Here is a 13,736-nt window from a genome sequence, read left to right as displayed (position 1 = left end):
CATTCTCCAATTTATTGATAGGACCACTTATAAAAATTCTCCACGCCGCCGAGAATCGAGTACGTCCGGTTCAGCGCAGGATCGGAAAGCTGCAGGCTCTTGTACCAGTAGATCGGAGCCAGGGCCGCGTCCTCGTAAACCAGGATCTGCTCCGCTTCGGCGTACAGATTCGTCCGTTCCGCAACGTCCAGCGTCAGCCGCGCTTCATCGATCAGATCTTCGAATCGCTCGTTGTACCACATCACCATCCCGATCGGTTTGGATCCGGGCAGGCTGTCGACCGTCGGATTCAGCGACGAGCCCGACGAAATACCGTCGTTCAGGAACGAAGCGGCGTCTGGGTATCCAGTGCACCAGCCATTACGGAAAACCTGCGGCGCGTTCTCGGAACGGATCGTTTTAAGATAAACCGCCCATTCCTGATTCGAGATCGTGATACCAATCCCAAGCGTATCCTTCCACATCTGCTGGACCGCGACGGCGATCTTCGCATGATTCTCGCTGGTATTATGCATCAGCTCGATCTTGATCTCGGACGGATCGGAAATTCCCTTTTCCGCCATGTACGCCTCGATCAGCGCCTTCGCGCCTTCCGGATCATATTTAATGCCTAAATCCGGATATTCTTCGAGCGTCGGCGCGGCGGCCAACCCCGGACGCGTCCACCACTGCGCGGGAATCTGCCCGCCTTTCGCGACATTATCGATCAGCGACTGCCGGTCGATCGCCATCGACAGCGCGCGCCGCACGCGGGCGTCGTCGACAAACGGAGCGGTCGTGTTGAAGCCATAAAAATACGTGCACATATCTTCGCCGGCATGATACGCTTCGCTCAAAACCGGATCCGCCTTGATCCGATCGATTTCCGACGCCGGAACGAGGTTCGACCCGGTCAGGTTTCCCGCCTCATATTCAGCCAGCGCCGCGGAGCTGTCTAAAAAGCGAAAAACGATTTCCTCGATCTGAGGCTGCGGGACTGATTCAATATCGGCGGGCCAATACGGATTCCTGACCACGGTAAACGAATCGTCATGGATCCATTCAACCGCCGTATAAGGGCCGTAGGATTGGATATTTTCGACCGTCGCCCAAAGATCCCCGCTCGCCTCCGTGCAGGCATCGCCGTCGATCACCCAGGACGGAACCGCGAAGTAGGTCGGACGTCCGGCGATCATGTTGTTCGCTGCGAACTCCGCCAGCCAGGTAATTTCCAGCGTCGCGTCGTCGATCGCCTTAACCAGGATATCGTCCGCGGTCGCGCCTTCCGCGCCTGTCAGGAATTCCGTCGCGCCGACGACATGGTCGGCGACCATGTACGCGTAATCGGACGCGAGAGCCGGATCGACGACGCGCTTGATCGCGTATTCGAAATCCCTCGCCGTCAGGAAACGGACGTTCCCATCGCAGTCGACCACCGGTTCAACCGCTTCAGTCTCCGGATTGTATCGGACCCATGGAATATCGGTCCGGATCCGGTACGTATACGTAATCGAACCGTCTTCAGCGATATCGCCCTTCGTCAGCTCGATCGCGACCCCGTCCTGAACCTCGGCCGTTTCCTCGTCGATCGTCGTCAGCCCCATGAAGATCGTTTGGATAACCTGATTCGAGGTCGTATCCGTCGCCAGTCCCGGATCGATCGTCGGGATATCCCCCGTTCCGAGCAGCCAGGACATCGTATCATACGACCCATCGTCCTCAGCCCGGTACAGGTCTTCCGTCCTGACCTGCGCGAAAGCGACGGACGCGCTGACGAAAAGAACCAACGCAAGCGCAAAGATTGAAACAACAAAATTATTCTTCTTACTCATCGTTCCTCCTGATAAAAATAAAAATCTAAAAAAAACAGCAATCGCCGGAACCCGGAAATAGCTGAGACGCACAGTATAAAAATCGTTTAAAGAAATCCGCCTGTCAGCCGGATCAGAAACGCTTCCCGCTAATCCGCGAACCGTTTCAGGTTAAACGATCGTCAAAATCTGATAAGATTAGCGTATTGACATTGTGAGCTATTTTAACATGCGCCGTCGTTTTCAGTGGATTTTTCCTGAAGTTATTATGGCGCGCTGAATCAGTAAAGAGAAAAGGGAATTCAGATCATGTGCTTCTCATTTTTATTTCCAAAATATCCCCGCGAATTCAAAGCGGAAGTCGAGCGGTTAACCGAGAACCTGATCTCGATCGGGAAAAAGGAAGATTACCTCTCGGTCCGGAGCGGCGGGCCCTTTGATCAGAACTGCCGCCATAAGGGCGCGCGCGAAATCGGCAATCGTTTCTTCGAAATCGGCGGGATCCCGCTGATGGAAGACCGCGTCCGACTGATCCGCCGGAAGGTATCGAAAGAAGGCGCGGCTCATTTAGAAGCCTGCTGGCGCGCCGTCGGCGGAATTTTTTAAAAAATAAACCCTTGGGTAAGGGAGTTTTTGAGGGACAGGGTCAGGGCCCTGATCCCTCAATTATTAATAGTTCAAAGCCTCTACGTCCGTCCGCGCATTTGCGGATCGAGCGCGTCGCGCAGCCCGTCGCCGAGGAAGTTGAACGCGAACATCGTAACCGCCAGCATCAGCGCCGGGAAAATCGTCTGGTTCGGGTACGTCCGAACCACCTTCGACCCGTCCGAGATCATCGCGCCCCAGGACGGCGTCGGCGGGTTCACGCCCAGCCCGATAAACGACAGGAACGCTTCCGTATTGATATACCCCGGAATCGCCAGCGTCTCCGAAACGACGAGCGGCCCGATAATATTCGGCAGGATATGCCCGAACAGGATGCGCCCGTCGGTCGCGCCGATCGAACGCGCCGCCTCGATATACTCTTTCTCCTTCGTCGACAGCACCTGCCCGCGCGTCAGCCGCGCCTTCGTCTGCCACGCTGTCATCCCGATCCCTACAAAGATGAACATCAGCCCGCCCAACGAATTATCCAGCGCGGATATAAGCGACACGAACGAGCCCGGCGCCGCCTTCGCCGTCGCCGACCGGAAAAACGTCATCAGCAGAATCGTGAACAGCAGGCTCGGAAAAGCGTACAGCACGTCGACAATCCGCATCATCACGTTATCCGTCCTGCCGCCGATATATCCGGAAATACACCCGTACACGACCCCGATCAGCAGCGAAATCAACGGTCCGATAATCGCGATGATCAGCGAAACGCGCGCCCCGTAAATAAGCCGCGACAGCAGGTCGCGCCCGACGTAGTCCGCCCCCAAAATATACTTATTCGGGTTATCCGCCGGCGCTTTCGCGTACGGGGCCATCGTCGGAAAAACCTTCGTCAGCCACGGCGGGACCGCGTTCTGCTCCGCGAGCGTCTGCGTCGCGTAATCAAACGGCGCGAGCTTATCCGCGAAAACCATCATCAAATACAACAGGACGATAATAACCGCCCCGATGACCGCCGCCCGATTGCGCATCAGCCGCCTGAGCGCGTCCTGCCCCAGCGACTCAGACTTCACCGCGATCGGATTTCCACCCGAGCGCGCGTTCTTTACCGTGCTGCTTAAATCCGCTGTCATATATTCCCCCTGCCTTTCAGTCGTAGCGAATCCGCGGATCGATCACGCCGTAAACGAGATCCACGATCAGGTTCGAAAACACTAAAAAAACGGCGTAAATCAGGACCGTCCCCATGATAACCGGGTAGTCGCGGTTGGTAATACTGTTGACGAAATATCGTCCCATCCCGGGGATCCCGAAAATCGTCTCGGTTACGAACGTCCCGGTCAGCAGCGCGGCGAACATCGGGCCTAAAATCGTCACCACCGGGATCAGCGCGTTTTTAAGCGCGTGCCGCCGGATAATCCGCCGCTCTTTCAGCCCCTTCGCCCGCGCCGTTCGGATATAATCTTCGCGAATGACCTGAAGGAGCGACGCGCGCGTCAGCCGCGCGATCGACGCCGACGACGACAGCCCCAACCCGAACATCGGCATAATCGCGAACTTCCAATATTCCCACCCCCATTTATTCGGGAAAATCCCCAACGTAAACGGCGGCTTCGAGCCCCAGCCGGTAACCGGAAGCCATCGCAGCGACACCCCGAAAACCCAGATCAGGATCGGGCCGAGGACGATAACCGGGACCGAAACCCCGAAAATCGCCAGCGCCATCGAAAAATAATCAAGGAAGGAATTCTGCTTGATTGCAGCGATAATGCCGAGCGGCATCCCAATCAAAATCGCGATACAAAATGCCCAGAAACCAAGCTGAATTGAAATCGGAAGCTGGTCCCGGAGCATGTCGTTAACCGTCCGCGATCGCGACGTATACGACGGGCCGAAATTGACCCAGCGCACGTGATATTTTCCGATCTTGAACTTGAAAAGCGCGTCGCTGTCGATATTGTTCGCGAATTTCTGCTCGCTGAATCGCGGAACGAGGAGCGCCTTGATATATTCAAGGTACTGAATAGATAACGGCTGATCCAGATGATACCGCTTTTCAAGGTTCGCGATAATCTCTTTCGGAAGCGGCTTTTCCTTATCGAACGGACCGCCCGGAACGAGATGCATCAGCCCGAACGTTATCACCGAGACAACGAAAAGAACCAATAGCATGTAAAGCAACCTTTGGACAAGATACCTTCCCATGTTTTCCTCCGAAATTTCCGCGGCGGACTTTCCTCAGCGGTTCTCCGGACCGGGTACCGACCGCAACGCCGGTCGCGGGGCCCCAGGCGAAAAGCCGCATGCCGCGTGATTCAAAAAATCCCGACCGCCGGCCCAACCGGCGAACGGCAGCCTTTGAACGCAGTACGCCCGCGGGCGCCGGCGAAGGCGGCTGAACGCCTTCGCCGGACTACCCCCGGGTCAACTCAATTTATTTATAAGACCACTTGTAGAAGTTTTCTTTACCGCCGAGGATCGAGTAAGTCCGATCGAGCTCCGGACTGCTCATCTCCGCGCGCGTATACCAGTACAGCGGCGCCATCGCGGCGTCTTCGTAAACGAGGATTTCTTCCGCCTGCGCATACAGATCGAGGCGCTCCGCCGTGTCCGTCAGCGTCTGAGCCGTGTCGACGAGTTTTTCATATTCCTCGTTGTACCACATCAGCCCGCCGGTCGGCTTCGCCCCCGGGATACCGTCGACGGTCGGGTTGGCCGAGCCGCCAGAAGAAACGGAATCGTTCAGGAAGTTGGCGGCGTCCATGTAATCCTGGCACCAGCCCAGCCGGTAAACCTGCGGCGTATCGAGCGAGCGGATCGTCTTCAGGTAAACGGCCCATTCCTGATTGCTGATCAGCGCGTTGATTCCGAGATTATCCTTCCACATCTGCTGAACCGCCACGGCGATCCGCTGATGATTTTCGTTCGAGTTATGAACGATCTCGACCGTGATATCCATCGGGTCTTCGATCCCCTCGTCCGCCATGTACTCTTCGATCAGCGCCTTCGCGCCTTCCGGATCAAACTTGACGCCGAGGTCCGGATGATCTTCGAGCGTCGGCGCGGCGAGGAGGCCAGGGCGCGAGAACCACTGCGCCGGGACCTGTCCGGCCTTCGTGACGTTATCGACGAGCGACTGCCGGTCGATCGCCATCGACAGCGCGCGGCGGACGCGGGCGTCGTTCACAAACTGCGCCGTCGTGTTGAACCCATAATAATAGGTGCACATGTCTTCGCCGATGGAAAGCGCCTCGCTCAGCTCCGGATCCGCCTTAAGCCGGTCAAGCTCGGAGGTCGGGACCTCGGACATGCCGGTCAGGTTCCCGGATTCGAATTCGGCTAACGCGGCCGAGCTGTCGAGGATACGGAAGACGACCTCTTCAATTTTCGGCTGGGGAACGGCTTCGATATCCGCCGGCCAGTACGGATTCTTAATGACCGTGAACGAATCGTCATGGATCCATTCCTTCGCGGCGTACGGACCGTACGTCTGAACGGTTTCGATCGACGACCAAAGATCGCCGGCGCCTTCAAGATCGCAGGCCTCGTCGCCGTCAATGACCCAGGACGGGACCGCGTTGTACGTCCAGATACCGGCGATCATGTTATTCGCCGCAAATTCCGCGACCCAGGTAATTTCGAGCGTCGCGTCGTCGACGGCCTTGACCATGACGTCGTCCGCGGTCACGCCTTCAACGCCGGCGAAATAATCGGCGGCCCCGACGACATAATCGCCGACCATGTACGCGTAATCCGAGGCGGTCTCCGGAGCGGCCGACCGTTTGATCGCGTATTCGAAGTCATGCGCCGTCAGGAAACGGACGTTCCCGTCGCAGTCGACAACCGGTTCAACCTCTTCGGTTTCCGCGTTGTAACGGACCCAGGGGATATCCGTACGGATCGTATACGTATATTTAATCGATCCGTCGTCGGCGACTTCGCTCTTTTCGATCTTCGTCGCGACCCCGTTCTCAACCTCGGCGGTCACTTCGTTCTGCATCGTTAAGCCCATGTAAATCAGCTGAATAATCTGATTCGAGCTCGTATCCGTCGACAGCGCCGGGTCGATCGTCGGGATGTCGCTTGCGCCGAGCGACCAGGACATCGTCTCGAACGAACCGTCGTCTTCGGCCTTGTATAAATCTTCCGGTTTCACGGCCTCAGCGGACGCCATGGCATCAGCGACCGCATCCGCAGCTTCTTTAACCTTCTCAGCGGCGTCGGCGACAGCTTCTCCGGTCGTCTCTTTCGCGGCGTCGGCGGCCTCCTTCGCGGCGTCCATCGCCTCCTCAACGGCTTCGGCGGCGGCGGCGACGGCTTCTTCAACCTTCGCACCCGCATCGGCGGCCGCATCGACGGCCGTTTCCTTCGCGGTATCGGCAGCGTCGGCGGCGGCGTCGGCGGCTTCCTTCGCGGCTTTCATCGCCTCCTCAACGGCTTCGCCGACAACGGCAACGGCTTCTTCAACCTCTGCGCCCGCATCGGCGGCAGCGTCGGCAGCCATATCCTTCGCAGCGTCGGCAAGAACCGCAGCGGCATCGCCAACAGCGATAGCAGCTTCTTCAACCTTCGCTCCCGCGTCAACGGCCGCATCGGCAGCGACAGCCTCTCCGACCGCGGAACCCGCGTCGGTAACCGGGACTTCGATCGCTTCTTCAACCTTCGCGTCAGCGTCAGCGTCCGCATCGGCGGCAGCTTCTTCGACAACTTCTTCAGCCGCAGGCTCGGCAGCCGCTTCCTTTGTCGGCTCAGCGGGGGCGCAAGCTCCCATGAGCAGACCCAGCACGAGCACAAGGCTCAATAATACGGATAATCTTTTGTTTCCCATCATTCCTCCTGAATTAAGGCTCAAAAAAACTTTACAGCAGCATCCTTATTATCATCTTAATGAACTGCTGTTATCCACATCTTATAAAAACGCCCGAGCGTCCGCTTTCTTCGCGAAGCGATCGCGAAAATGGCAGGCGCAATAATGACCCGACGCGACCTCGCTCAGCGCCGGCCGCTCCGCCGCGCAGATCTCCTCAGCATAGCGGCAGCGCGTCCGGAAACGGCAGCCGGACGGCGGATTAATCGGCGACGGAACGTCCCCTTCAAGAATAATCCGCTCGCGCGTCTCTTCGACGAACGGATCCGGGAACGGGACCGCCGACAGCAGCGCCTGACTGTACGGATGCGTCGGATTATTGTACAGCGTATTCCGATCCGCCAGCTCGACAATAATCCCCAGATACATGACCGCAATCCGGTCGCTGATATGCCGGACCATCGACAAGTCGTGCGCGATAAAGAGATACGTCAGGTTCAATTCCTTCTGCAAGTCTTCCAGCAGGTTGACCACCTGCGCCTGGATCGAGACGTCGAGCGCCGAAATCGGCTCGTCGCAGACTATCAGCTTCGGCTCCAGCGCCAACGCGCGCGCCACGCCGATCCGCTGCCGCTGACCGCCGGAAAATTCATGCGGATAACGGTTCACAAACGCGGGGTTCAGCCCGACCAGCGACAGCAGCTCCGCTACCCGCCGCTCGCGCGCCGCGCCCCGGTACGTTCCATGAATCTCCATCGGCTCGCCGATAATCCGCCCGACCGTCATCCGCGGATTCAGGCTCGCATACGGATCCTGGAAAATCATCTGGATATCCCGGCGCTTGCGCCGGAGCGTCTCGCCCTTGAGCGCCGCTAAATCCTCGCCCTCAAAAATGACTTTTCCCGACGTCGGACGATACAGCTGCAAAATCGTTCTGCCCGTCGTCGACTTTCCGCAGCCGCTCTCTCCAACCAATCCCAGCGTCTCGCCGGAATAAATATCGAACGTCACGTCGTCGACCGCGTGGACAGCGCCGGCCGCGCGCTGGAAAATAATACCTTTTTTGATCGGAAAATGCTTTACCAGATGCTCAACATGGAGAAGAACTTCCCTTTCAGCCATTATTCGTACTCCTTCCAGGTCGTAGGATCGAGCCAGCAGGCGACGAAATGATCGTCGTCCGCGCGTTTTACCAGCGTTGGATTTTCCCTCCGGCAGCGTTCAATCGCATGCGTACAGCGCGGTTCAAACGGACAATATGTCGGCTTTTCGAGAAGCGTCGGCGGGAGTCCGTCGATCGAGGTCAATCGGCGGTACGACTGCTCGTCCATCCGTGGGAGCGATCCAAGCAGCCCGATCGTGTATGGATGTTTCGGATTGGCGTAAAGGCTCTTAACCGGCGCGGTCTCGATAATATACCCGCCATACATGACGTTCACCCGATCCGCAAGCCCGGCGATAATCCCGAGATCATGCGTGATCCAGATAATCGCCATCCCCAGCTCGTCGCGAAGCCGCTTGACCAGCTCGACGATCTGCGCCTGAATCGTGACGTCGAGCGCCGTCGTTGGCTCGTCCGCGATCAGGATCTTCGGTTCGCAGATCAGCCCCATCGCGATCATGACCCGCTGGCGCATCCCGCCGGAAAATTGATGCGGATATTCATGGATCCGGTCCTTCGCTTTCGGGATCCCGACGAGCTCGAGATATTTAATCGCCCGCTCGTACGCCTCCGCCTTGCTGCATTTATGATGAATCATGTACGGTTCCGCGGTCTGCTGACCGATCGTCAGGACCGGGTTAAACGACGTCATCGGATCCTGAAAGACGACGCTGAGCTTTGACCCGCGATACATCCGCATCTGGTCGTTGCTCAGTTTCAGCAGGTCGACGCCTTCAAACTGCGCTTCGCCGGCGACAACTTTTCCCGGCGGCGTCGGAATCAGCCCCAGCATCGACATCATCGATACCGTCTTGCCGCAGCCGCTCTCTCCGACGATCCCCAGCGTCTCTCCCTCGCGAATCGAAAACGAAACGCCGTTTACCGCGTGAATCGTTCCGTTCCGGGTGCGAAACTGCGTTTCGAGTCCTCTTACCCGCAAAATATCATCCATGACTCGTTCCCTTCACTCCAAAGAAATTCATCGATGCCGCTTTCATTTTTTACAAAAGTCAATTTTTCGCAAGACGACCATCGTAAGACGACCAACTGTTGGAACCTGAAATTGAAAGAGCGTGCCGTAAGTAAAAAATATAGCAACATAACGTACAATTTTAATTGAGCCAATTATACCGCAACCCTTTTTCATTTTTCCAGACTTTTTTTGAAAATTCATGAATTCGAGCGGATAAATTGACGAGCCAAGCCATCGACGCGGCCGGATCCATAAAAACCGCGTCCATTTTTCCACTGTATTTTCGCGGATGCTCGTCTCATCAAGTATAATTCAAATACTCGTATCAGCGAGATGCTCACGTATTCGATCACTGAAAAGCGACAGGGACCGATCGCAACTTTTTATTCGTAAACTGTAAGGAGCTTGTCCATGAGTAAAACAATCGGCATTTTAACCGGCGGCGGCGACGTCCCGGGATTGAACCCCGCGATGAAAGCGTTTATCGCCGTCGCGCTCAACAGCGGCTATAAAGTCTACGGCGTCCGCCGTGGCTGGGCGGGCCTGCTGGAATATGATTTTAACGACCCGGAGTCGCATTCGCTGATCTTCGAAATCACCGAAGACGAAATCCGCAAGATCGACCGGACCGGCGGAACGTTCCTGCATACTTCCCGAACCAACCCGCAGCGCGTCAAGGCTAACGTCATTCCCGAATTCCTGAAGAACTCGCCGCAGGGGCATAAGGTCAACGAAGATACCTACGATTACACGCCGCACGTTCTCGAAGTCCTCGAGAAGAAAGGTATCAGCGCCCTCGTCACGATCGGCGGCGACGATACGCTGAGCTTCACTGTCCGGCTGCATAACGAAGGCTTCCCCGTCATCGCCATCCCGAAAACGATGGATAACGACGTTTACGGAACCGATTACTGTATCGGATTCTCGACCGCGATTACCCGCTCGATTGAAGTCATTACCAACATGCGGACCTCGCTCGGTTCGCACGAGCGCATCGGCGTCGTCGAACTCTTCGGCCGCAACTCCGGAGAAACCAGCCTGATCGCCGCGTATCTCTCCGGAGCGGACCGCGCGGTCATTCCCGAAGTCCATTTCAATATCGATACGCTGACCGATTTCCTCGTTCATGATAAAAAACGCAACCCGTCGCACTACTCGATCATGACCATCTCCGAAGGCGCAATCATGGAAGGCGGAGACGTCATCGAAACCGGCGAAATGGACGCATACGGGCATCGCAAGCTCGGCGGGATCGGCATGATCGTCGCGGAAGCGATCAAGCGCCGCTCCAATATCAACATCATGTACCAGCAGGTTGGTTATATGATGCGCTCCGGCGCGCCGGATTCCCTCGACCGCATGGTCGCCACCTCCTTCGGCCACCTCGCGGCGCAGTCGCTCATGCGTAACGATTTCGGCCGCATGGTCGCGCTCCACGGCGGGAAATACACGACCGTTCCGGTCTCGATGGTCCTTGCCGGAAAGAAGATCGTCGACGTTCCGGCGTTTTATGATATCGTAAACTATCGGCCGCTGATTAAGGATTTCCTCGGCGTGCCGATGTTCCTCAGTTAATTAAACTGTCGATCTTAATTAATAACATAAAGGAGTGTTCTCATGATCGTAACCACCAAAAAACTTTTTGAACATGCGTATGGAAAATACGCGATCGGCGCTTATAACGTCAACAACGCGGAACAGATCGTCGGCCTCTTCCGGGGCAACCTCGATTCCAAGGCGCCGTTTATCGTCCAGATCTCCAAGGGCGCGCGCAGCTACACCAGCACCATCATGCTTGAAGGGCTGATCCGCGCTGCCGACGCGATGTTCCCCGAAGCGATCTTCGCGGTTCATCTCGACCACGGCGACGAGAAAACCTGTTATGACTGTATCAACAGCGGCTTTTACTCCTCCGTCATGATCGACGCGTCCGCCGAACCGTTCGACGAGAACGTCGCGATTTCGAAGCGCGTCGCCGACGCGGCGCACGCGAAAGGTCTCGTCGTCGAAGCCGAACTCGGGAAGCTCGGCGGCGTCGAGGAGCATGTCTCCGTTAACGAAGCCGACGCCAAGCTCACCGACCCCGATTCCGTCAAGGAATTCGTCGATAAAACCGGCGTCGATTCTCTCGCGGTCGCGATCGGGACCAGCCACGGCGCGTTCAAGTTCTCAGGGTCACAGTCGCTCCATTTCGACGTCCTCGCCGAAATTCAGAAGCGCGTCCCCGGCTTCCCGCTCGTCATGCACGGGTCGTCTTCCGTCCCGCAGGACGAAGTCGAACGGATCAACGCCGCCGGCGGTAAACTCCTCGGCGCGAAAGGCGTCGACGCGACCCAGTTCCTCCCCGCCGCGAAGCTCGGCGTCACCAAAATCAATATCGATACCGACGGCCGCCTCGTCTGGACCCGCGTCCATCGCGAATACTTCCGCGATCACCCGGAAAACTTCGACCTGCGCCCGATCGGGAAGGTCTTCATGGACGAATACGCCAAGTTCATCGCCAATAAAAACGTGCTCCTCGGCTCCGCCGGTCAGCTCGACGACGTCCGCAGGTTCGTCGCGAAATAAACAATCCGCTTTACAGCTGTTATCATTCCTCCGCCCTGAGGTCAGGGCGGAGGACGTTTTTTTTAAACACCCACACCCTGGCATGATCCGAGACAAGGGACCGGACAGATCGACATACTGTTTAATAAATTGCCATGTTGCAGCTTTTTATTTAATTGTTTGAGCCAGGCAAACTGACATTTGTCAATTCTTTATATAGTGAACAATATCCATTCTATCATTTATTCTCTCAATCTCTCCTGTCTTGTTATATCCTAATTTTTCATATAAGTAGCAGTTGCCTTTTTCTTGAAAGATTGTGTCAAGCTCCCATCTATCTTTTCCATGAATTCTTTCTATTTCACAAAAGGCTCTTTGTGCTATCCCTTTATTACGGAATTCCTCCATTATAAAAACTGGCGCTATCCTCTTTCTACTTCCGTCTCTTCTATCAATTACTCGAACAGCGCCAACGATATCTCCATCTTTATAAATGTAATAAAAGAAAGTATATTCTTGCAGCAATTTGGTTTTGATTTTTTCTTTTGTTTCATTTGCTGGACTTGTTTCAAAATCTTGATATTTTTCTAATAAGTTTTGGAACGCTTTGATTTGCATCGCCCATATTTTTTCTGTGTCGTCAACGCTTACCCTTACTAACGCTACATTCATAACGCACCTCCGCAACTTCAAGCTTGCTTCATTCTTCATATTCATCATCAAATGAAAATACATCATCAGGAGTACAATCAAGTGCCTTGCAAATTCCTTCTAAATTTTTCATTGTAATAGGCTTATTCTTATCCACCTGAGCCATAACATTGGTTGTAAGTCCCGCCATAGCTATGACATCTGTTTTCTTTAAGCCTTTTTTGCAGGTTGTACCCATAATGGTTTATCGTTTAGCGCTATCATACTCCTCTTTTCTTTGCAAATACAATATCAATTGTTATATCGCAAACATTGAGCGTAATCTATTTTTGCTTGCTTAAAATCTTTAGTTTTAGAGATTTGGTTGTGTCATCTCTGTCTTTATTTTGGCATGAATTGACCTGCCTTCCGCATTGAGGGATGGAACGAGTGACCGTCAACGGATTTATAACCGGGGACGCAAGATATTTACGCCGATTGCGTTTACCGGCGAGAACTTCAACGCCCTTACGTCGCTCAGATTGATATTCTATCCTGCGCAGATGTTTTTATTACACATTGCGGAATGAACAGCGTTTCTGAAAGCCTGTACATGGCCGCACCGATGACTCTCTATCCGCAGACAAGCGAGCAAAAAGCTGTCGCAAGAAGAGTTACAGAGATCGGCGCCGGACTTATGCTGAACGATGATTCTGCCAACGGCATCCGATCCGCAGTCCAGGAAGTCCTGAACAATAGAGCATACGGACGCGCCGCTGAAGAATGCCGCTCCGGTTTTCGTTCCTGCGCGGGAGCGGCGGGATTTATAGAAAATGCGCCTTATTCCTCGGATGGTATGGATATTATCGGAGAATTGAATAAAGCGAATGGGAAATTCCTATTGACATACTGGTTAATTGTTATTGCGGCAATAAACCTGATTGGATTTCTTATCGGCTGGAAATATGTGTGGATTATTGGCATCGCCGCAGGTATCCTGTCCACGCCGATCGGCAAGAGGATACAAAAAAAAGAAGTACGCTTCCCTGGTTGAGAAGATAAGAACACAAAGTGAATGATTTCGAGGCGCACTCCGCAGAAAATGTGGAGTGCTTTTTTCTTATCCTGTTTATGGAAATGTCAGTTTTTGAACTTATCCGAACGATTTTGTTGAGCCCATCAGAATGTAAAAAAAGGATTCTATCAAAGGCGGCTTTTAGATCGTCAAGGCTC

Annotated in this window: 11 protein-coding genes; 4 read left to right on the top strand and 7 right to left on the bottom strand. The window is 54.8% G+C overall.

The genetic code is table 11. From position 1 onward, the window contains the following. Positions 1-11 precede the first annotated feature (11 nt). A complete protein-coding gene (locus tag BEQ56_03835; protein ID AOH42681.1) occupies positions 12-1,811 on the bottom strand; it encodes a hypothetical protein in 1,800 nt (599 codons plus the stop codon). Positions 1,812-2,099: 288 nt separating this feature from the next. Between BEQ56_03835 and BEQ56_03830 the strand changes: the two genes are divergently transcribed. Then, entirely contained in the window at positions 2,100-2,396 is a 297-nt protein-coding gene (locus tag BEQ56_03830; protein ID AOH42680.1) for a hypothetical protein, read from the top strand. Between the two features lie 80 nt (positions 2,397-2,476). On the opposite strand, the gene BEQ56_03825 is transcribed toward BEQ56_03830, so the two are convergent. From BEQ56_03825 to BEQ56_03805, 5 genes are all read right to left on the bottom strand, one after another. Further along, on the bottom strand, positions 2,477-3,517 hold the full coding sequence (locus BEQ56_03825; GenBank protein AOH42679.1) for a hypothetical protein: 1,041 nt from the start codon (positions 3,515-3,517) through the stop codon (positions 2,477-2,479). Between the two features lie 16 nt (positions 3,518-3,533). Further along, positions 3,534-4,589, bottom strand: coding sequence for a hypothetical protein (locus tag BEQ56_03820; GenBank protein AOH42678.1), 1,056 nt, complete (start codon positions 4,587-4,589; stop codon positions 3,534-3,536). Positions 4,590-4,818: 229 nt separating this feature from the next. Further along, positions 4,819-7,212: a hypothetical protein gene (locus BEQ56_03815; GenBank protein AOH42677.1), complete on the bottom strand. Its 2,394-nt coding sequence runs from the start codon at positions 7,210-7,212 to the stop codon at positions 4,819-4,821. 81 nt (positions 7,213-7,293) lie between these two features. Next, on the bottom strand, positions 7,294-8,313 hold the full coding sequence (locus tag BEQ56_03810) for a peptide ABC transporter substrate-binding protein (GenBank protein AOH42676.1): 1,020 nt from the start codon (positions 8,311-8,313) through the stop codon (positions 7,294-7,296). After that, complete coding sequence (locus tag BEQ56_03805) at positions 8,313-9,305, bottom strand: peptide ABC transporter ATP-binding protein (protein ID AOH42675.1); 993 nt, start codon at positions 9,303-9,305, stop codon at positions 8,313-8,315. Before BEQ56_03805 ends, BEQ56_03810 begins: the two co-directional genes overlap by 1 nt. 432 nt (positions 9,306-9,737) lie before the next feature. On the opposite strand from BEQ56_03805, the gene BEQ56_03800 reads away from it, so the two are divergent. Next, positions 9,738-10,901, top strand: a complete 1,164-nt coding sequence (locus BEQ56_03800) for a phosphofructokinase (protein ID AOH42674.1) — start codon at positions 9,738-9,740, stop codon at positions 10,899-10,901. Positions 10,902-10,943: 42 nt separating this feature from the next. Then, complete coding sequence (locus BEQ56_03795) at positions 10,944-11,894, top strand: fructose-bisphosphate aldolase (GenBank protein ID AOH42673.1); 951 nt, start codon at positions 10,944-10,946, stop codon at positions 11,892-11,894. A 183-nt stretch (positions 11,895-12,077) separates the two neighbouring features. Here the strand turns inward: BEQ56_03795 and BEQ56_03790 are convergent, their stop codons facing one another. Further along, positions 12,078-12,545 carry a GNAT family N-acetyltransferase gene (locus BEQ56_03790; GenBank protein AOH44392.1) on the bottom strand — a complete coding sequence of 156 codons (468 nt, stop codon included), beginning with the start codon at positions 12,543-12,545 and terminating at the stop codon, positions 12,078-12,080. A 571-nt stretch (positions 12,546-13,116) separates the two neighbouring features. Here BEQ56_03790 and BEQ56_03785 point away from each other — a divergent pair. Next, positions 13,117-13,557 carry a hypothetical protein gene (locus BEQ56_03785; protein AOH42672.1) on the top strand — a complete coding sequence of 147 codons (441 nt, stop codon included), beginning with the start codon at positions 13,117-13,119 and terminating at the stop codon, positions 13,555-13,557. Positions 13,558-13,736 lie beyond the last annotated feature (179 nt).

The sequence above is a fragment of the Anaerolineaceae bacterium oral taxon 439 genome (assembly GCA_001717545.1).
GTDB lineage: Bacteria > Chloroflexota > Anaerolineae > Anaerolineales > Anaerolineaceae > Flexilinea.
This window is presented reverse-complemented; position numbering and strand designations above follow the sequence as displayed.